The 19,909-nt window shown below is 46.3% G+C and carries 18 protein-coding genes; 4 read left to right on the plus strand and 14 right to left on the minus strand.

All coding sequences use genetic code 11. The features are described 5' to 3' along the window. Window positions 1–77: 77 nt before the first annotated feature. A complete protein-coding gene (tesB, locus tag EKN56_RS11570; protein WP_130591918.1) occupies window positions 78–944 on the plus strand; it encodes an acyl-CoA thioesterase II in 867 nt (288 codons plus the stop codon). Window positions 945–1,196: 252 nt separating this feature from the next. Further along, window positions 1,197–2,498 carry an HAAAP family serine/threonine permease gene (locus EKN56_RS11575; RefSeq protein WP_130591919.1) on the plus strand — a complete coding sequence of 434 codons (1,302 nt, stop codon included), beginning with the start codon at window positions 1,197–1,199 and terminating at the stop codon, window positions 2,496–2,498. 206 nt (window positions 2,499–2,704) lie between these two features. Here EKN56_RS11575 and amtB read toward each other — a convergent pair whose 3' ends face one another. The 7 genes from amtB to EKN56_RS11610 all read right to left on the minus strand — a co-directional run bounded on the left by amtB (window position 2,705) and on the right by EKN56_RS11610 (window position 9,951). Further along, window positions 2,705–3,991 (minus strand): ammonium transporter AmtB, encoded by a 1,287-nt coding sequence (gene amtB / locus EKN56_RS11580; RefSeq protein ID WP_168189647.1) that lies wholly within the window; start codon window positions 3,989–3,991, stop codon window positions 2,705–2,707. 37 nt (window positions 3,992–4,028) lie between these two features. After that, window positions 4,029–4,367, minus strand: a complete 339-nt coding sequence (gene glnK, locus EKN56_RS11585) for a P-II family nitrogen regulator (RefSeq protein WP_130591921.1) — start codon at window positions 4,365–4,367, stop codon at window positions 4,029–4,031. A 484-nt stretch (window positions 4,368–4,851) separates the two neighbouring features. After that, window positions 4,852–5,067 (minus strand): hypothetical protein, encoded by a 216-nt coding sequence (locus EKN56_RS11590; RefSeq protein WP_130591922.1) that lies wholly within the window; start codon window positions 5,065–5,067, stop codon window positions 4,852–4,854. 33 nt (window positions 5,068–5,100) lie between these two features. Continuing rightward, entirely contained in the window at window positions 5,101–5,307 is a 207-nt protein-coding gene (locus tag EKN56_RS11595) for an acid-shock protein (protein WP_130591923.1), read from the minus strand. Window positions 5,308–5,841: 534 nt separating this feature from the next. After that, window positions 5,842–7,614: a SmdB family multidrug efflux ABC transporter permease/ATP-binding protein gene (locus EKN56_RS11600; protein WP_130591924.1), complete on the minus strand. Its 1,773-nt coding sequence runs from the start codon at window positions 7,612–7,614 to the stop codon at window positions 5,842–5,844. A gap of 1 nt (window position 7,615) precedes the next feature. Further along, window positions 7,616–9,355 (minus strand): SmdA family multidrug ABC transporter permease/ATP-binding protein, encoded by a 1,740-nt coding sequence (locus EKN56_RS11605; RefSeq protein WP_130591925.1) that lies wholly within the window; start codon window positions 9,353–9,355, stop codon window positions 7,616–7,618. A gap of 134 nt (window positions 9,356–9,489) precedes the next feature. Then, window positions 9,490–9,951, minus strand: a complete 462-nt coding sequence (locus tag EKN56_RS11610; RefSeq protein WP_130591926.1) for an Lrp/AsnC family transcriptional regulator — start codon at window positions 9,949–9,951, stop codon at window positions 9,490–9,492. A 145-nt stretch (window positions 9,952–10,096) separates the two neighbouring features. Between EKN56_RS11610 and EKN56_RS11615 the strand changes: the two genes are divergently transcribed. Then, the gene (locus EKN56_RS11615; protein WP_130591927.1) at window positions 10,097–11,137 is read left to right on the plus strand and encodes a PLP-dependent cysteine synthase family protein; all 1,041 of its coding nucleotides are present in this window, start codon (window positions 10,097–10,099) and stop codon (window positions 11,135–11,137) included. A 104-nt stretch (window positions 11,138–11,241) separates the two neighbouring features. Here the strand turns inward: EKN56_RS11615 and rhtA are convergent, their stop codons facing one another. Both rhtA and fabB read right to left on the minus strand, forming a co-directional pair. Continuing rightward, window positions 11,242–12,165, minus strand: coding sequence for a threonine/homoserine exporter RhtA (rhtA, locus tag EKN56_RS11620; protein ID WP_130591928.1), 924 nt, complete (start codon window positions 12,163–12,165; stop codon window positions 11,242–11,244). A 183-nt stretch (window positions 12,166–12,348) separates the two neighbouring features. After that, entirely contained in the window at window positions 12,349–13,563 is a 1,215-nt protein-coding gene (gene fabB, locus EKN56_RS11625; RefSeq protein ID WP_130591929.1) for a beta-ketoacyl-ACP synthase I, read from the minus strand. Between the two features lie 175 nt (window positions 13,564–13,738). Here fabB and mnmC point away from each other — a divergent pair, with 175 nt between their 5' ends. Then, complete coding sequence (mnmC, locus tag EKN56_RS11630; protein WP_130591930.1) at window positions 13,739–15,760, plus strand: bifunctional tRNA (5-methylaminomethyl-2-thiouridine)(34)-methyltransferase MnmD/FAD-dependent 5-carboxymethylaminomethyl-2-thiouridine(34) oxidoreductase MnmC; 2,022 nt, start codon at window positions 13,739–13,741, stop codon at window positions 15,758–15,760. Window positions 15,761–16,177: 417 nt separating this feature from the next. Here the strand turns inward: mnmC and EKN56_RS11635 are convergent, their stop codons facing one another. The 5 genes from EKN56_RS11635 to aroC form a co-directional block, all read right to left on the minus strand. Beyond that, window positions 16,178–16,450: a YfcL family protein gene (locus EKN56_RS11635; RefSeq protein ID WP_130591931.1), complete on the minus strand. Its 273-nt coding sequence runs from the start codon at window positions 16,448–16,450 to the stop codon at window positions 16,178–16,180. 69 nt (window positions 16,451–16,519) lie between these two features. Further along, on the minus strand, window positions 16,520–17,080 hold the full coding sequence (locus EKN56_RS11640; protein WP_130591932.1) for an elongation factor P hydroxylase: 561 nt from the start codon (window positions 17,078–17,080) through the stop codon (window positions 16,520–16,522). A 43-nt stretch (window positions 17,081–17,123) separates the two neighbouring features. Further along, the gene (locus EKN56_RS11645) at window positions 17,124–17,924 is read right to left on the minus strand and encodes a sulfite exporter TauE/SafE family protein (RefSeq protein WP_130591933.1); all 801 of its coding nucleotides are present in this window, start codon (window positions 17,922–17,924) and stop codon (window positions 17,124–17,126) included. A 3-nt stretch (window positions 17,925–17,927) separates the two neighbouring features. Continuing rightward, window positions 17,928–18,761 (minus strand): penicillin-insensitive murein endopeptidase, encoded by an 834-nt coding sequence (gene mepA / locus EKN56_RS11650; protein WP_130591934.1) that lies wholly within the window; start codon window positions 18,759–18,761, stop codon window positions 17,928–17,930. A gap of 11 nt (window positions 18,762–18,772) precedes the next feature. Continuing rightward, on the minus strand, window positions 18,773–19,858 hold the full coding sequence (gene aroC / locus EKN56_RS11655; protein ID WP_130591935.1) for a chorismate synthase: 1,086 nt from the start codon (window positions 19,856–19,858) through the stop codon (window positions 18,773–18,775). Window positions 19,859–19,909: the final 51 nt, after the last annotated feature.

Consider the following 19,909-nt stretch of genomic DNA (forward strand, 5'->3'; position numbering starts at 1 on the left):
ACTAAAATAGATCCATTAAATCATCATATTATTTATATAAATCAAAGCCACAAGGCCATCAGACAGGACTTCCCGCCATGAGCGACGTTTTACAAAATCTACTAACGCTACTTCATCTGGAAAAAATTGATACGCATCGGTTTCGCGGGCAGAGTCAAAATCTTGGACTAAAGCAGCTATTCGGTGGGCAGGTTGTTGGTCAGGCCCTCTCCGCAGCTAAACAAACCGTATTACCTGAACGTAAGGTGCACTCCTGTCACAGTTACTTTTTACGCCCCGGTGATAGTCATCAGTCCGTTGATTATGAAGTAGAAGTCATCCGTGATGGCAACAGCTTCAGCACCCGAAGAGTCAGTGCAATACAGAATGGCCATACTATTTTCTATATGACGGCATCGTACCAAAGTTATGAAGAGGGCTTTGATCATCAGGCTGCCGTTATGCCCGACGTTCCACCACCGGAGTCATTGGTTTCAGAAACCGATATTGCCAAAAAATTTGCTCATCTGTTGTCAGAACCAATGAAAAGCGTTTTCTGTAATGAAATGCCTATCGAAATGCGTCCGGTCAAATACCATAATCTGCTGAAAGCAGAAATTGATAAACCAATTCGCCATGTTTGGTTACGGGCTAATGGCACCATACCTGACGATCCGGGTATCCATAAGTATCTGCTGGGTTATGCTTCTGACTTTAACTTTCTGCCAACCGCGCTTCAGCCTCATGGCATCGCTTTATTACAGCCTGGCATGCAAGTGGCCACCATTGACCATTCAATCTGGTTTCACCGCACCTTCCGGATGGATGAATGGCTGCTGTATTCGGTAGAAAGCCCTTCTGCATCAGGAGCCAGAGGCTTTGTGCGCGGTCAATTTTTTACCCGCAGTGGTCTGCTGGTTGCTTCCACCAGTCAGGAAGGCGTAATGCGCTTTCATAAAGGTTAACTGAAGCTTTTTATTCTGATAACTCTCTGGAAACTAACGGCCTGAATTCAGGTCGTTAGTTTTAGATTAATTTATCATCAAAAAACTTCACAATGCCGATTGCTTAAATGATAAACTAATGCACTGCTATTCAGCCTCTCAGGGCGATTTAAATGCTAATTGTGTGATCAAACACATATCCTCCCGCAATAACTGCCCCTAGAATACGCGCGGTTTTTAATATTCTACTTTTTACGCATATGAGGGTTATAAATGTCGGTTAAAGACATCTCAGTATCGATACCTGATACGGACACAGCTATTCAAACATCTAAATGGCAAAAACAAGATACAACGTGGATGTTGGGCTTATACGGCACCGCTATCGGAGCAGGGGTTCTTTTCCTGCCTATCAACGCGGGTCTGGGTGGTATATGGCCTTTGGTGATCATGTTGATCATCGCCTTTCCAATGACTTATTTCTCTCATCGTGCCTTAACTCGTTTCGTTCTGTCTGGTTCATCACGCGGTGGTGACATTACAGAAGTGGTAGAAGAACATTTTGGTAAATTTGCCGGGGCATTAATTACCCTGCTCTATTTCTTTGCTATCTACCCTATTCTGTTGATTTATAGCGTGGGTATTACCAACACCACTATCAGTTTTATTGAAGTTCAGATGGGTATGACGGCACCACCGCGCTGGTTACTGTCAATCGTTCTGATTCTTGGCCTGATGACTATCGTTCACTTTGGTCGTGATATGGTGGTTAAGGCGATGAGTATTCTGGTTTATCCGTTTGTTACCGTTCTGATGCTGCTGGCGCTGTATCTGATCCCTCAATGGAGCGGTGCGATTTTCGAACAGGCTAACACCAGTTTTGACGCAGGCAGCATTAAAACGCTGCTGTTAACCCTGTGGTTAATTATTCCTACCATGGTGTTTTCATTTAACCACTCGCCAATCATCTCTTCGTTTGCCGTTAGCCAAAAAGAAACTTATGGTAAAAACGCCGATGAGAAAAGTGGTCGCATCTTAAGATATGCGCACTTGATGATGGTAATTACCGTCATGTTCTTTGTATTCAGCTGTGTATTAAGCCTGTCCCCTGCCAATCTGGCAGAAGCTAAAGCGCAGAATATTTCTATTCTGTCTTACCTGGCTAACCACTTCCAGACTCCGCTTATCGAATATGTTGCGCCAGTTATTGCATTCGTGGCGATTACCAAGTCATTCCTGGGGCACTATCTTGGTGCAAGCGAAGGTATGCAAGGGCTGATGATTAAATCACTGCGCTCTAAAGGCAAGCCGGTACAAATCAAAAAACTGGAACGCATTACTGCGGTGTTTATGATTATTACCTGTTGGATTATTGCCACGCTGAACCCAAGTATTCTGGGCATTATTGAAACCTTAGGTGGTCCGGTTATCGCGATGATTCTGTTTATTATGCCGATGTACGCTATCGCTAAAGTTCCTGCTATGCAGAAATACCGTGGCCATATGAGCAATATCTTTGTGGTACTGATGGGTCTGGTTGCGATTTCAGCGATTTTGTATTCGCTGTTTGGGTGATGGATTTTGCTGGTTAATAGTCTAAATCAACATGAATGGATATGCCGGTCGCCACATCTAAAGTAGTGATATTGGCTTTGTGTGCAACCGGAAGATCGACTGAAGTTAACATCAGTACATGTCTGACCTGCTCTTCCTACAATTAGCTTTATTAAAAACAAAAAGACGGCTCTGGCCGTCTTTTTCTATTAACAATGCGTACCAAATTATTGGTTATACGCGCTCTCACCATGTGAGTTGACGTCCAGACCTTCACGTTCCATTTCTTCCGGTACCCGCAGGCCAAGGAGGATATCAGCTATTTTGTAGGCCACGAAAGCAACAATGCCTGACCATAACAAGCACACTACGATGCTTATCCCCTGAACGCCCACTTGCTTCAGCATGGTTACACCTTCAGCGTAGCCTGTTCCACCCAGAGCGGCTGAGGTCAATATACCAGTGCCAATACAACCCACGATTCCACATACGCCGTGCACCCCAAAGACATCACAGGTATCATCAACGTTTAACCATGATTTCAGTACCACCACGCCCCACAGGCCAGCAACACCGGCAATGATACCCAGAATCAGTGCACCACCGATACCCACCGAGCCTGCGGCTGGGGTAATAGCAACCAGACCCGCAATACAACCGGAACAGGCGCCCAGTAAAGACGGTTTACCACGAATCATCCACTCGGCAGCCAGCCACCCCAGTACCGCCCCCGCTGTAGCGGTTACGGTGTTAACAAAAGCCAGGGCCGCAATTTCGTTGGCACTGCTGGCAGAACCCGCGTTAAAGCCAAACCAGCCGATATACAGAATCGCAGTGCCAATAAACACCATCGGCAGGTTATGTGGTTTAAACGCCTCGCGGCCAAATCCGCTGCGTTTTCCTAACATGTAGGCACCCACTAAAGCTGCAATTGCCGCGTTAATGTGTACCACGGTACCACCCGCGAAATCGATAGCACCCATTTTAAACAGGTAACCGCCTCCCCATACCATATGAGCCATTGGCAAATAGGCCAGCGTAAACCAGATGAAAACAAAAAGAATTACCGCAGAAAACCGAACCCGCTCCGCGAATCCACCAACGATTAATCCTACGGTAATACAGGCAAACGATCCCTGAAAAGCAACATGAATTAACTTATAAAACGTACCTGTCACATCGGTTAAGTGAACATCTTTCAGCAGTAAGCCATTAAAGTTACCAAAGAAATCGTTCCCTTCACCAAAAGCCAGGGTATAGCCATAAATCACCCAAAGCACACTCACTAAAGAAAAGGTCGCTATCACTTGAGTCATCAAAGAAAGCACGTTTTTAGAACGTAGTAATCCGCCATAAAACAGCGCAATACCAGGAATACTCATAAACAGAACCAGCGCAGTACTTATCATCATAAAGCCGTTATCGGCTTTATCGGCGACGCTCTCGGCAGCCATGGCAAAACCAGGAAACATAACCGGCAGACTCATCGCTATTCCGGATAAAAATCTTTTCATCTCTATTCATCCTTCTCACATGTTGAGTATTTATGACTTACAGAGCGTCTTCGTCTGTTTCGCCGGTGCGTATACGTACTACCCGCTGTAATTCAGTAACAAAAATCTTTCCATCACCAATCTTGCCGGTGTAAGCAGACTGAGTTATCGCGGCAATCGCGCCCTCAACCTGATCGTCAGACATCGCAATATCAATCTTCACTTTCGGTAAAAAGTTAACGCTGTATTCCGCACCGCGATATAGCTCCGCATGCCCTTTCTGACGGCCAAATCCCTTAACTTCTGTAACCGTCAATCCCTGAATTCCTATTGAAGATAAGGCTTCGCGCACATCTTCCAGCTTGAAGGGTTTAATCACTACAGTGACAAGTTTCATATGCCTCTCCTCGATTAAGGGTTAACGATTAATAATGGTTAACTGATAAATGGTCCACGATCAGACAAGAGCAATTAGCATGCCAAAATAGAAATGAACCCCATTTTCCCGGCAATAAATAGAGCTGATAAAAAAATATTAGGGTCTTAAAACGAGTTTAGAAATGGGCGAATAAATATATCCAACACATGGTTTTTTCTGGAGAAAATGCAGAGGTTTATACTGAGGATTTCATCATTAAAAAAAGATCAATAAAAGTGATGAATTCAATAAATATAACCGTTGAATAATAAAGGTAAGCAAATTCAGACAGCAAAAATAGAATCTCTCAAATTATTAACCCGCACTAAAACAGTGCGTAATAAAGCGTAATTTGATGCAAAATAATTCCTGCTTACTATCTATTGCACAAAATTGATCTATTTTTAAGGGCATAAAAAAACCCCGGAAACCGGGGTTTTTAACGCATGTGACAAACCTGATATTAGGCCGCCGGAGTGGTCGGCTGTTGGCCTGCTGATTTGGTGCCAGGTTGAGCTTTAGCATGTTGTTTATGCTGCTTCGCCTTGCTACTTGCTTTATGTGCAGTAGCGGAAACCTGCTGAGCATCTTTTACCGGTTGAGTATTACTACCAGCCGCAAAGGCTGTGCCAGACAGAACAAATAAAGCGACTGTGGCCATTGAGAGTAATTTTTTCATTTGGTACACCCTGGTATCCGTTATCAGCGCTAATTACTTAGCTGCTGGTTCTTGAGTTGATTGTTTAGCTTCAGCTTTTTTAGCATGTTTTTTATGCTGTTTGCTCTTATCAGCAGTTTTGTGATGAGCAGTAGCAGTTTGTGCAGAATCAGTTGGAGTGGTTGCAGCAGTATCGGCAGCAAATACAGAACCAGACAGAACAAACATAGTAGCAACGGCTAAAGGTAATAATTTTTTCATTTGATAAATCCTCAGGATTGTTAACTCAATTGCGTTTGATAACACAGCAGGCGGAAATGAACCGGATGCTTATTGGTGATTTAGCTTCGTATCTCGTTAAATCTGAAATAAATATAATCCCTATTTTGTCAGTGAGAGTAAGAGCTAAGTAATTGCAATGTAAATTAAATGTAACTAATCATCATAAGTTTATGTTAATGCCATCAGATGAAAAAAATCATTAAAAATCAAATAACAGAAAAATTTTAATGGGATATTTTTGTTATAAAATATCAGGTCAAACCAGACGAAAAAATAGCAAATCCGATCATTTATTTGATCAGTGAGATATTTATTAGCTATTGATTATTCATAGAAAAATAGAATTACGGAAATAAAGTTAAAATGTAACCGTATTAATAGTTTGTCGATATATTAAGTTTATTTTCCCGTTGCGAAAAATAGAAAAAAGGTATTCAACTCAACTAATCACTTAATAATTAATACAATGTATAAGCGGGTTAGTTATTTTCTCCCCCACTTATACAATCATATTTAAGCCTGAGCTTCTAATTCCGTCGCGGCCAGTTGTAACTGGTGCATTTGATAATAACGTCCTTTTTGCATCAATAATTGATGATGTGTGCCACGCTCAACAATTTGTCCCCGATTAAGGACGACTATTTGATCCGCTTCCACGATAGTAGAAAGACGGTGAGCGATGACTACCAGCGTAGTTTTATGACGAATAGCACTTAACGCACGGTGAATAGCCTGCTCGGTACCTGAGTCGATATTGGCTGTCGCTTCATCCAGAATCAAAATTTCTGGTGTTTGCACCAACACCCGGGCTAAGGCCAGCAGCTGCTTCTGCCCTACCGAAAGATTGTTCCCCTGTTCACCCAGCACCGTATTAATATCAGAAGGCATGGCTTTGATCAGCGTTTCCAATTGAGAAATACGTAACGCTTCCCATACCTGTTCTTCGCTAATTGCTCGCCCCAAGGCCACGTTAGCATAAACCGTATCCGCCAGTACCACCGGGTCTTGCTGTACCATCGCTACGCCGGTACGCAACACCTGATGGCTCAGGGAGTGTAAAGGACGATCGTCGAGGCAAATCTCCCCTTTAGAAAGCGGATAGTAACCCATTAACAAATTAGCCAATGTGCTTTTGCCACTGCCGGTATGGCCTACCAAGGCAATAAAATCACGAGATGGAACCGACAGATTAATGTCGCTCAAAACCGTTTTGCTTCGGTTATAGGAAAAGCTCAGGTCGCGAATATCAATTTTCCCCGACAGCAGCGGTTGATTATCATCACCGTATTTCTGTTGTTCCCCATCCATCAGCTCAAAAATACGCTCACCGGCAACCACAGCCTGTTGCAGCATAGCTTGCTGAGAAGCCAGCTCAATCAGTGGTTCATTCAACCGCGACAAATAGTTAATAAAGGCATACAACACACCAACACCGATGGAACCTTCCGGGCTAAAGCCAAACAACATTAATAGCCCGCTCAAAACCAGTGCAGAAATCAAACTTAACAGCGGGCGCAGCAGCAAGCTTTCCAGACGTAAGGTCTTCAGGCGCATCATATAGTGAGTGCGGTTAGTTTCGCCCAACTGCTCACCAAAGCGAACCTGTTGACGAAATTGCTGTAATACCACCATGCCGCTGATAGCTTCATTAAAGCGATTGTTGATATCGGCTAACAGACTACGCACCTGACGTATAACCGGTGTGCTATAGCGTTGATAAATACTCATCAAAACAAGAACCACCGGGAATATCGCCATCGCTACCAGTGCCATACGCCAGTCCAGACTAAACATGGCAATCAGCATTGCGCTGATTAATGCTGCACTGCGCAATACCGTCGCCACCACGGTGACATACAGATCTTTAATCACTTCGGTATCGTTAGTCACTTTTGAAATTAGCTGACCAACCGGCTGGGTATCAAAAATAGCGATAGGTTGTTTTAGCGCAGCGTCCATCACATCACTACGGATAGTTTGTACTACGCCAACGGCGGCACGGTTAAACAATAACGCCTGATTGTAGCGCAGCGTGGCTGCCAGTATTTGTAGCAGTAAAAACACGACCGCCAGCGCAGCGACTTTGCCGGGCGGCATAATATTTTTAGCCACCATATTGTCAATAAAATAGCTGATCAGTACCGGACCACAAACTTCCGCCCCTGCGGCTAGCCACAACAATAAGGCGGCAAGACTTAATGGTTTACGATAAGGAGCACCATAGGCCAGCAAGCGCTTCAGCGTTGGCCATAATTGACGGAATTTTTGATTTTTGTTGGTCGTCATATTACTCATCCAGTGCGGCTTCCAGTTGCTGATAGCGATACATATTGCGATACCATCCAGCCTGCTCTGCCAGTTCTGAATGCGAGCCTCGCTGAGTTACACGACCATCCTGCAACACCAGAATTTCATTGGCATACAGCAATCCTGAGAGCCGATGTGCGCTGATGATTAAAGTACGGTCCTTCCCCCACTGACGTAAATTTTGCAGGATCTGATACTCGGTGCGACCATCTACCGCAGAAAGTGCATCATCAAGGATCAGTATTTCACTTTCCATTAATAACGCTCTGGCGATGGCGATACGCTGTTTCTGCCCACCAGATAACATCACACCGCGTTCACCGACCTCGGTTTGATACCCTTGCGCGAGATTCAGAATATCTTCATGCACACAGGCCAGCGCGGCAGCCTGTTCAATTTCATCCTGTGTAGCCTGCGGATAACCCAGTGCAATATTTTCTGCGATGGTGGCGGAAAACAGGAACGGCATCTGACTCACCACCGATAAACGAGCTCGCCATTCATCCAGTTTGACCTGCCGCAGCGGTAATGAGTGATAGCAAATATCCCCTTCGGTAACATCAAACTGGCGTTGAATCAGTGCCAATAGTGAGCTTTTGCCGGAACCGGTTGGGCCGCATAAACCCAGGGTTTTTCCGGGCTCCAGACGGGTATGAACATCTTCCAGTGAGGCTTTTTCGGTTAGCGGATAGTGAAAACGTTGAATGTTAATATCCAGTACGCCACGACCAGGAGGTAAATCCAAATCCCCATCCACCACTTCCGGCGCTTCTTCCAGCAAGCTGGAAATACGCCCGTAGGCAGCACTGCCCCGTTCAACGATATTAAACATCCATGCCAGCGCTAACATTGGCCAAATCATCAGGCCTAAATACATCACAAAACTGGTCAGTTGCCCCAATGTCATCTGATTATGGATCACCATCCAGCTACCACCGCCAATCGCCAGCATATTGGCGCAGGCAACTGCCAGATAGATAGTAGGATCAAAGCGGGCATCCACTCTCGCTACCCGCATATTTTTATGACCGGCATCGGTAGCAACATCAGAAAAGAGTTTTGACTGGTAATTTTCCAGACCAAATGATTTGATCATCCGAATGCTGGTCAGGCTTTCTTGAGTGCGATCGTTTAAAGATGAAAATGCCGCCTGCGCCACGCGAAAACGATTATGTAACTCATCACCATAACGTTTAATAAAGATGGCCATGATTGGCATGGGCAATAAAGATAACAGCGTTAATTGCCAGCTAATTTGAACGCTCATCACCACCAGCACGGCACAACCCATCACCAGCGAATCCACCAGTGTTAAGACCCCTTCCCCGGCAGCAAATACCACCCGATCTACATCATTGGTTGCTCTGGCAATGAGATCGCCGGTACGGTGACGCAGGTAAAAATTGGGATGCTGGCGGCTCAGTTGACGATAAAATTTATTACGTAGCTCAACAGCCAGTAGATAAGAGGCACCAAATAACAATACGCGCCATACATAACGCAGCAAATAGATAACGACAGCCGTGCCAACGATCAGACCAATCCACATCATCACGGTATAACCATCCATCTGGCGATGGGTGATACCGTCAACAATCGTACCTACCAGCTTGGGAGGCAATAACTGCATCAGGGCAATGATGATAAGAAGTGTCACTGCACCTAAATAGCGTTTCCACTGTAAAACAAAAAACCAGCGCAATTGAGAGAACAGTTTCACTATATTAATCCGGTCATCAGGCAGTCTCTGGAGAGTGACTGCATTAGTTTAAATTCAATAAAATCAGCGGCGAAAGGATACCATTTTCAGCCAGGCCAAATGAAATTATTTCTCATTTAGCGCTAAAAATTATCCTATTCAGTAATAGGTAAACAAGTCGTGAGCTTTATCTCTTCCATAGCAAAGCTGGAGGTCACATCGCTAAGCCCGCTCACGCTATTAACCAGACGCTTATAAAAATTATCAAAGCTCTTCATATCGGCAACCTGAACGCGCATCAGATAATCATATTCACCAGCCATGCGATAAAAGGCCATCACTTCGGGCATATCTTCCACACAATCCACAAAGCTTTGATACCAGTCGCGGCTATGGCACTGGGTTTTTATCAGCACAAAAGCCGTCAGGCTCAGCCCCAGCTTCTCCGCATCTAACAGGGCGACTTTATGGCGAATATATCCTTCGTCTTCCAGCCTTTTCAGGCGTTTCCAACAGGGTGTTGAAGTCAGGCTGACCTCATCCGCCAGCGTCTGAAGTGACAGAGTGCAATCCTTTTGTAACAGAGTCAGCATTTTTCGGTCAATTTTATCTAACACATCGGCCTCTGAGAGAAATATTTTCTACCATATGACTATTATACAGTAAAAATAGCAATAATTTTTTCTGTCAACGCGGTTAATCTATCAGTATAGAATCAAACCTGCCTGACAGGTTATTAACAGGCCGTTACAGGAAAAGAATATGAATCGCCAATGGGTAAAACAAGCTATCAGTGAAATTGAAGCAGATTTCCAACGTTCCGCCGATACACACTTGATCCGTATGCAACTTCCACAGTTTCCCGGTATTCATCTCTATCTGAAAGACGAAAGCACCCATCCTACCGGCAGCCTGAAACATCGTCTGGCACGCTCTCTGTTTTTATACGGCTTATCCAATGGCTGGATCAAACAGGACACGACCATTATTGAGGCTTCATCAGGCAGTACCGCAGTGTCTGAAGCTTACTTTGCGCGTTTACTGGGCCTGCCGTTTATTGCCGTCATGCCTGACTGTACCGCCAAACGTAAAATAGAACTGATTGAGTTTTACGGCGGTCGCTGTCATTTTGTAAAACATCCATCCGAAATTTACGAAGCGTCAGAACGTTTGGCAAAAGAGCTAAATGGTCACTATATGGACCAGTTTACTTATGCTGAACGGGCAACCGACTGGCGTGGTAATAACAATATCGCTGATAGTATCTTCCGCCAGATGCAACGCGAGCCTCATACTATCCCTGACTATATTGTCATGAGTGCCGGTACCGGTGGTACCTCTGCAACGCTGGGACGTTACATTCGCTATCAGGGACACGATACTCGATTGGTCGTCGTCGACCCGGAAAACTCGGTATTTTACAACTATTACCAAACGGGAGACCGTACTCCATCCGCCCATTGTGGTAGTCGCATTGAGGGTATTGGTCGCCCGCGCGTTGAGCCTTCATTTATTCCACAAGTCATTGACGAAATGATACAGGTTCCAGACGCTGCCAGCATCGCGACCATTCTCTGGCTGGAAAAGATCCTTGGCCGTAAAACCGGCGCTTCCACCGGTACCAACGTTTGGGGTGCGCTACAGTTAATGATACGGATGCGCGACAAAGGTGAAACCGGCGCAATAGTGACTTTACTGTGTGACAGCGGTGAGCGGTACTTGGATACTTATTATAATCCTGAGTGGGTGAAACAGAATCTGGGAGATTTGAGTGAGTATCAGGGGTTATTGTTGGATCTATAAATTTTGACGGTTTGACCCTTATATTCTTTGCTCGGCCGCCACACAGGCAGTCGAGCAAAACAGCGAACTCTTCACCGACAAAACAGACGACGAGCTAAATTAGCTTATTTATCCAAAACAACGCCGCCCTTCTCTATCTCCACCGTCTCCAACTTTGTCTTACGCTTAATCGTCAATGAAGCCCCCATCGAAGCAACAATGACGGCAAACAACCCCATCCATTGCATCCATGAGAGGGTTTCATTAAGGAAAATCAGCCCCGAAAGCGCACCAATCGCGGGTTCCAGACTGGTCAGAGTACCGAAGGTTTGAGCTGGGAGACGAGTCAAAGCCACCATTTCCAGTGAGTAAGGTAATGCGGTAGAGAGAATCGCCACGCCAATCGCTACCGGCAATAACGATAAGGCAAACAGATCGCTGCCTGCATGAGCAACCCCAATAGGTACAGCTATAATCGTTGCTACCAGCGCACCTAATGCTACAGAACGGGTTCCATAGTTAGCACCAGCACGTTGACCAAATACGATATACAGCGCCCAGAAAAAGCCTGCACCCAATGCATAACAGGCACCTACCGGATCGATGCCGTTCACCGACTGACGTAGCGGTAACAGTAAACCCAGCCCAACAATCACCAGACCAATCCACAGAAAGTCCACCACCCGACGGGAAGAACACATCGCCACGGCCAGCGGCCCAATAAACTCTAATGCAACTGCAATTCCCAGAGGTACTGTCCGTAAAGACATATAAAACAGCAGATTCATACCACCAAGGGACAGGCCATATGCCACCAGCCACCAACACGCACCGGGAGCAGGTGTTCGGGTTGTCTGTTTACGCCACGGACGTAAAAAAATCATCAGAATGATGGTACCCAAAAACAGGCGATAAGCCGTTACCCCCTGAGCACCAACCGCAGGGAAAAGTGTTTTCGCCAACGATGCACCGCCCTGAATAGATAACATGGCAATAAGCAGCAAAATAATGGGGACTAATACAGATGATTTTTTATCTTTCAAAGACATAGAAGCATTTAACCGTCCTTCGACAATCCAGTTGTTCGAAAGAGCTTTTATTAACCAAGGATGGCTGGGCCAGAATAGCCACTATGATACCTGAATAACCTGATGGGTTTTACCCCATCCAATAAAATAAAAACAGCCGGTGATTATCTCACCGGCTGTTTTTTTACAGATAAACTAAAAAGCTTATTTGCTGTATTTACGCATTACCAGCGTGGCGTTGGTACCACCAAAGCCGAAACTGTTAGACATTGCCGTGGTTAATTCACGACGCGTTGTCTTGGTAATAATGTTCATACCGGCAGCCTGTTCATCCAGGTTTTCAATATTAATGCTTGGAGCGATAAAGCCGTGTTCGACCATCAGCAAAGTATAGATGGCTTCATGTACACCAGCGGCACCCAGCGCGTGACCCGTCATCGCTTTAGTAGAAGAAATGGCCGGGGTGTTATCACCAAACACTTCACGAATCGCGCCCAGTTCTTTCACATCACCAACCGGGGTAGAAGTACCATGAACGTTGAGGTAGTCAATCGGTGTATCAACACCGTGCATTGCCATTCTCATACAACGTGCAGCACCTTCGCCTGATGGAGCTACCATATCGGCACCGTCAGATGTTGCGCCATAACCTACGATTTCAGCGTAGATATGTGCACCACGTGCCAGAGCATGCTCCAACTCTTCCACGACGACCATGCCGCCGCCGCCAGAGATAACAAAGCCGTCACGGGCTGAATCATAAGTACGAGAGGCTTTTTCTGGCGTGTCGTTGTATTGGGTAGATAGTGCGCCCATGGCATCAAACTCACAGGAGAGTTCCCAGCACAGCTCTTCGCCGCCGCCGGCAAACACGACATCCTGCTTGCCCAGTTGAATCAGTTCAACCGCATGGCCAATACAGTGCGCAGAGGTGGCACAGGCAGAACTGATTGAGTAGTTAACACCACGAATTTTAAATGGGGTTGCCAGACAGGCAGAAACACCTGAGGCCATCGCTTTGGTCACCATATAAGGACCAACGCCACGTAAACCACGAGAACGCATACCATCAGCGCCAGCAACCTGGCTACGTGGAGAACCACCGCCAGAGCCAACCACTAAACCGGTACGCTCATTAGAAACCTGATTATCCGCTAATCCTGAATCCTGAATGGCTTCCTGCATAGAAAGATAGGCATAAATTGAAGCATCACTCATAAAACGAGCAACTTTACGGTCAATTAACCCAGCGGTATCCAGCTTAATATTACCCCAAACATGACTACGCATGCCGGCATCTTGCAGTTCCTGAGCATGGGTAATACCAGAGCGTCCTAATTCTAAAGACTCAAGGACTTCTTGTTTATTATTACCAATACTAGAAATAACACCTAAACCGGTGATAACTGCACGTTTCATCTATTACCTCTGTTTTTACTTTATATAGCATGGCGGAATTTGCATAACAGATTAGCTTACACTTGTAAGCTGAACAAGTCCGATCAGCAAAAAAGATGCAACAAAAGATGTTAATTTCCTGACGAGTCGTCCATCATTAGGCTCTCGCTAGCACTTGAACAGACGGTCTTTTAACGTGAATCACACCTCAATCCAACATGCTGACCTCAACTGGAACGAACAGGGTACACCTGTTTCCCGAGAATTTGATGATGTCTATTTTTCGAATCAGGATGGTCAGGAAGAGACAAAATATGTTTTTCTAACGGGCAATCATATTCCTGAAAGATTCACTGTACATGCTAAGCGTAGTTTTACCGTGGCTGAAACCGGATTTGGTACCGGACTAAATTTTTTGACCTTATGGCATGCTTTTCGCCAGTTTTATGCCCATCATCAGGAAACGCCGTTAAAACATCTGCATTTCATTAGCTTTGAAAAATTCCCTTTACGGCGCGAAGACTTACAGCAGGTTCATCAGACATGGCCACAATTTTCATCGTTATGTGAACAGCTCCAACAACAGTGGCCCTCTGCCCTGCCCGGCTGCCATCGGTTGTTGCTCGACGATGGTCGGGTAACACTGGATCTGTGGTTTGGTGATGTGAATACACTGCTGCCTCAGCTTGATGACAGCGTTAATGGCAAAGTTGATGTCTGGTTTCTCGACGGTTTTGCGCCCTCAAAAAATCCGGATATGTGGACCCCACTGCTATTTCAACAAATGGTCAGACTTGCCGCTGAGCAAGGTACCTTTGCCACCTTCACTGCCGCCGGTTTCGTTCGCAGGGGCTTGCAGGACGCTGGTTTTGATGTTTCACGTATTAAGGGATTTGGGCAAAAACGAGAAATGTTGGTGGGGGTTCGCCAGCCAGATTTGCCACCTCAGCAACCGCTAAATATGCCCTGGTATACCAGTCCGTGTGCCCAACAGCCAATGGATGTAGCGATTATTGGTGGTGGTATCGCCAGTGCTATGACGGCTCTGGCCCTGCTCCGTCGGGGAGCAACGGTTACACTGTATTGTGCTGATGATTTGCCCGCTCAGGGTGCATCAGGAAACTATCAGGGCGCTCTCTACCCCTTGTTAGGCAGGGAAAATGCCATGACTCGGTTCTTCAGCCATGCGTTTACTTTTGCCCGCCAGCGTTACGATAGCCTGTTAAGCGAAGGAATAGACTTTGACCATCAATGGTGTGGTGTAACCCAACTGGGCTATGACGAAAAGAGCCGAAATAAAAATGACGTCATTCTGGCCTCAAATCCTCTACCAGAGATCGCCTGTCATTTGTCACAACAGCAGGTCGAAACGTTATGCGGGCTACCTACCGGCTGCGGCGGTATCCACTATCCTTTAGGTGGATGGCTTTCTCCCCGGCAGTTAACCGCTAATGCATTAAACCATGCACAAACGCTTGGAATGAAAACCTGTTACCAACACTCCCTCACTGGATTAAAACTAGCGGAACAAGGGTGGGCGCTAACCTTCAGCCACGGAAAAAGCGCGCAGCATGCCACCGTTATTTTAGCTAATGGCTATCGGGTAACTGAATTTGAGCAAACGGCTCAACTATCACTCACTCCGGTACGCGGTCAGGTATCACAGGTTCCAACCAGTTCTGAACTGAGCCAGCTAAAACACGTCATTTGCTACGATGGCTATATGACGCCTGTAGATGCTAATCATCAATATCACTGTATTGGTGCCAGCTATGGTCGTGGAGACAGTCAAATCGATTATCGTCAGGCGGAACAGCAAGAAAATCGCCAGCGCCTGTTAAATTGTTTACCGGATATCGACTGGCCACGGCATATTGATATCAGCAACCAATTAGCCCGGTGCAGCGTTCGTAGTGCCATTCGTGACCACTTGCCAATGATGGGCGCCGTCGCAGATTACTCACGGCTACGAGAATCCTACCGGCATCTGGATCGCAAACTAAAACGCGGTGAAAAAATAGAACAGGCTCCGGTATGGCCGGGGCTGTATATGCTGAGTGGCTTGGGTTCACGTGGTCTTTGTTCAGCTCCACTGTTGGCAGAAACACTGGCAGGGCAAATCTTTAATGAACCACTGCCGTTGCCTGCGGATATTTTGGCTGCGCTGAACCCAAATCGACTCTGGGTAAGAAAACTACTGAAAGGAACACCGCTGTAAATCACATTGGGTTCGGACGAGTATTTCCTTCATCCGAACCAAAAAAGTAAAACGAATTATCAAATTGATGGCAAAGTCTGACTGTATATTTTTATGATTTAATATAGCCAATCGGAGGGAGAGCTTTACAGGCTAGCGCCTGCCCTTCGGGGCAACGCAAGCGTTGTCCGTTTGGGTCGACTTGGCGTAAGCCAATGACAAACAGGCAAAGCCTGTTTGAACAACGCTTGCGTTGGCCCGTCAGGGTGAAACACCGCAAGGTGTTTCATAACTGCCCATAGGAAAGGTAGGCCCGACGCTCTCCACAGTTAAGTACAGACGGTCTTCCGGTCGAGCACTGCGCCAATATAAGCACTTAATAATTTACGACCGGAATATTCATTAAGGCCAATTTATCTGGTTTATCAGCCGCCTCAATTACCGCACTTTCAACTGCAAACTCTTCCACAGATTAAAAACCAGCACCTGGTCCGGAGGAGAGAGTTCACCGGCTTTAATCGCTTTATCCAGACTCTGTTCAATCAATTGTGAATAATCATCCAAACTACTACTGCCCTGCTCTTCAGCCAAAGCAGCAGCAAGAGTAATATGACCGCGTAAATAACCGCCGGCAAACAGTTCATCATCACTGGCATGTTCAACGTTACTATCGATCAAGGCCAATATGCGGTTCTCTAATTCTGCAATCATGCGGTATCTCTACTTGGTTAATAATAAATCAGGTGGCAACAGCCCCGTTGAATTTAAGACCAGAGTGAATTAATTACACCAGCCCGTAGGATATTCCGGATAAGGAAAATCATCTGCTGTTAATGGACTGGTTTGATAAAATTTCTGCAACGCCTGAATAAAACGGGCTGGTCTCTCGGGTATACCCTTCTCCAGATAGTCCATTACCTGAGCATGAACTTTACGTTGAAACGCGATACGGTCTGGCTGAAAATCCCCTTCCAGATTATCGCAGCTAACGTTAAATGGGTAACCTGACGCCACACAGAAAAACCAGTCAAAAGCCTGCGGTTTTATTTCCACGACTTCAAACTCAGATTGCTTATCGGCACTGCGTCCGTCCGGACAATACCAGTAACCGTAGTCAACCTGCTGACGGCGCTGCTCTCCGGCAATACACCAGTGAGAAATTTCGTGAAAAGCGCTGGCGTAAAATCCGTGAGCAAAAACGACCTGATGATAAGGGGTCTTATCATCGGCAGGCAGATAGATAGGTTCATCATCGCCCTGAACCAATTTAGTCTGATAGTCCACACCAAAAGTTTGCTCAAACAGATCGATAAGATCCTGAGGATTATGTTGTCTGGTCAATTAACGTCACTCGGTTTTAAGAGGGTGTATCCCTACTGTTTTATTAGAAAAAGCCTGCGATCCACTGATGAATTTCAGCACTGTGGTTATCATAAATTAGTTTACAGCTCATCACGAACGATACGGTAATCAACATTGGCCGTATCAATTTTTGCCCTTTGCTCAGTACCATACGGGCACCACTGCGAGCACCAATAACCTGACCGCACAACATCACTAAGCCAACGCTCCACACCACCTTTCCCCCCAGAATAAAAAACAGCAGGGAAGCCAGATTCGAAGTGAAGTTCAACACTTTGGCATGAGCCGTGGATTTAGTCAGATTGAAGCCGTGCAGTGTAACATAAGCTAAGGCAAAGAAAGAACCGGCACCGGGTCCAAAAAAGCCATCATAAAAACCCACGCAGAATCCGGCAACGAAAGCAAAAGGCCAGGTGGTTAAACGTTTCTGACGATCCGCCTCTCCTACTTTAGGGCTGAAAATAAAATAGAGCCCAATGGCAATAACTAACAGCGGCAGAATAGAACGTAAAATATCTGCGTCAATATGCTGAATAAGAATGGCGCCAAACATGGCGCCAATAAATGTCAGCAGAATGGTCCATCGCTGGTCTTTTAAATCTACCGCTTTCTGGCGGATAAAATAGAGACTGGCGGAAAACGATCCGCCGATAGACTGTAGTTTATTAGTAGCCAGCGCCTGAGCAGGCGGAATACCGACTGACATGAGTGCTGGCAGGCTAATCAGCCCACCACCACCCGCAATGGAGTCAATAAATCCGGCCAGCATTGCAACAAAAAATAAAATCAGATAAATCTCAACGCCGAGCGGAAGCCACTCCATTTATTATTCTGCCTTAAAATTATTCACTATCAGTGCCTTACATGCCGCCGGTGGTTCAGGAATAACCGGATCTTTAGGTTTAGCATTTGGTAATTTAGCCGGTGCTTCTAACCAACTGGTCAGTTCGGCTCCACAACCATCACCAGCAGGAATTGCCGCCTGCTCTTCGCAGTCATGGCTATCTGCCGGACAGCGTAAACGCACATGCATATGGGCGCGATGACCAAACCATGGGCGAACTTTACGTAACCAGGTACGATCGGTTCCGGCGGTTTGACACAGCTTTTGCTTGATGGCCGGATGAACAAAAATACGTGTCACATCACGATCGCTGGCGGCCAGTTTAATTAACTCACCAACTTGTGGTTGCCACAGGCTTTCAACGACTCGCTTGCCGTCTCCGGAGACTAAATCAATCGCTCTCGGATTTTTTAACTGAGTTGCACTCCAGCGAGAAGTCGGTAATTGTAACCAAATATCAACGTCTAAACCGCTCTGATGGCTGGCATGCCCGGTCGCAAAGCGACCACCGGCAGGCATTCCCATATCGCCCACCAACACATTACCTAAACCATTTGCCTGAGTTTCCGTGGTTAAACGGTCAATAAATGACAGCAAATCAGGATGACCAAAATAACGTAGCTGCTGGCTACGCATTACCTGATACCCTTCTCCCTGCAATTCCAGAGGCTGTGCACCAATAATACAACCGTTAGAAAAACCGCCAATAGACTGAGGTTCACCGGCAACCGGTTCCTTCACTTTCTGCCATGGGGTTGCTGCCGTTACCGAGGCGCTAAACACTAAGGCTGCCGCGACTAAAAACCATTTTCTCATTACTATATTCCTTACCAACGTGGAACGTCTGATTTCACGTCATTGCACTGTGCGCGGTTGCGCATCAAGTGATCCATTAAAACAATTGCCATCATCGCTTCTGCGATCGGCACCGCACGAATACCTACACAAGGGTCATGACGACCGCGGGTAATCATTTCTACTGCTTCGCCCTGCTTATTGATCGTCCGTCCAGGAATGGTAATGCTGGACGTTGGTTTCAGCGCAATATTGGCAACAATTTGCTGTCCACTGCTGATACCACCGAGAATGCCGCCAGCGTGGTTACTCAGGAACCCTTCTGGTGTAATCTCATCACGATTTTCACTGCCGCGTTTATTGACTACGGCAAATCCATCACCAATCTCAACCCCTTTGACCGCATTAATGCTCATCAAAGCATGGGCCAGATCGGCATCTAAACGGTCAAAAACCGGCTCACCTAATCCAACAGGCACCGCATCCGCCACGACCGTTACTTTGGCACCGATGGAGTCACCCGCCTTTCTTAATTCGCGCATTAGTTCATCCAGCGCTTCCAGACGATCGACATCCGGGCAGAAAAAAGGATTCTGCTCTACCTGATCCCAGTCTTTTAGCTCGCAGCTAATATCACCCATTTGTGACAGATAACCACGAATCTGAATACCAAACTGCTGCTGCAAATACTTTTTGGCAATCGCGCCAGCTGCTACGCGCATCGCCGTTTCACGGGCAGAAGAACGGCCGCCACCGCGATAATCACGCAGGCCATATTTTTGCTGGTAGGTGTAATCAGCATGCCCGGGACGAAACAGATCTTTAATTTCGCCATAATCCTGTGAGCGCTGATCGGTGTTCTCTATCAACAGACCAATACTGGTGCCGGTAGTGACCCCTTCAAATACGCCGGATAAGATACGCACGCTGTCAGGCTCACGACGCTGAGTAGTATAGCGGGAAGTCCCCGGACGACGACGATCCAGATCGTGCTGCAGGTCTGCCTCGGTCAAAGGAATACCCGGAGGTACACCGTCAACAATACATCCCAATGCAACACCGTGCGACTCACCAAAGGTCGTCACACGAAATAATTCTCCAATACTGTTCCCTGCCATCACAGCTCCTTAGCTGTTATTTATCATCAGAGCGTTCAATAGCCCGGTAAA

Origin of the sequence: Limnobaculum zhutongyuii (assembly GCF_004295645.1) — a bacterium.
Taxonomy (GTDB): Bacteria; Pseudomonadota; Gammaproteobacteria; order Enterobacterales; family Enterobacteriaceae; genus Limnobaculum; species Limnobaculum zhutongyuii.

What these genes read in the sequence shown, in the direction of transcription:
- rhtA (WP_130591928.1), bottom strand. Translation starts at nt 12,165, where the DNA reads ATGTCTTTGAAAGATAAAAAATCATCTGTATTAGTCCCCATTATTTTG.
- EKN56_RS11635 (WP_130591931.1), bottom strand. Translation starts at nt 16,450, where the DNA reads ATGATTGCAGAATTAGAGAACCGCATATTGGCCTTGATCGATAGTAAC.
- fabB (WP_130591929.1), bottom strand. Translation starts at nt 13,563, where the DNA reads ATGAAACGTGCAGTTATCACCGGTTTAGGTGTTATTTCTAGTATTGGT.
- mepA (WP_130591934.1), bottom strand. Translation starts at nt 18,761, where the DNA reads ATGAGAAAATGGTTTTTAGTCGCGGCAGCCTTAGTGTTTAGCGCCTCG.
- aroC (WP_130591935.1), bottom strand. Translation starts at nt 19,858, where the DNA reads ATGGCAGGGAACAGTATTGGAGAATTATTTCGTGTGACGACCTTTGGT.
- EKN56_RS11590 (WP_130591922.1), bottom strand. Translation starts at nt 5,067, where the DNA reads ATGAAAAAATTACTCTCAATGGCCACAGTCGCTTTATTTGTTCTGTCT.
- EKN56_RS11600 (WP_130591924.1), bottom strand. Translation starts at nt 7,614, where the DNA reads ATGACGACCAACAAAAATCAAAAATTCCGTCAATTATGGCCAACGCTG.
- glnK (WP_130591921.1), bottom strand. Translation starts at nt 4,367, where the DNA reads ATGAAACTTGTCACTGTAGTGATTAAACCCTTCAAGCTGGAAGATGTG.
- EKN56_RS11575 (WP_130591919.1), top strand. Translation starts at nt 1,197, where the DNA reads ATGTCGGTTAAAGACATCTCAGTATCGATACCTGATACGGACACAGCT.
- amtB (WP_168189647.1), bottom strand. Translation starts at nt 3,991, where the DNA reads ATGAAAAGATTTTTATCCGGAATAGCGATGAGTCTGCCGGTTATGTTT.
- tesB (WP_130591918.1), top strand. Translation starts at nt 78, where the DNA reads ATGAGCGACGTTTTACAAAATCTACTAACGCTACTTCATCTGGAAAAA.
- EKN56_RS11645 (WP_130591933.1), bottom strand. Translation starts at nt 17,924, where the DNA reads ATGGAGTGGCTTCCGCTCGGCGTTGAGATTTATCTGATTTTATTTTTT.
- EKN56_RS11615 (WP_130591927.1), top strand. Translation starts at nt 10,097, where the DNA reads ATGAATCGCCAATGGGTAAAACAAGCTATCAGTGAAATTGAAGCAGAT.
- EKN56_RS11595 (WP_130591923.1), bottom strand. Translation starts at nt 5,307, where the DNA reads ATGAAAAAATTATTACCTTTAGCCGTTGCTACTATGTTTGTTCTGTCT.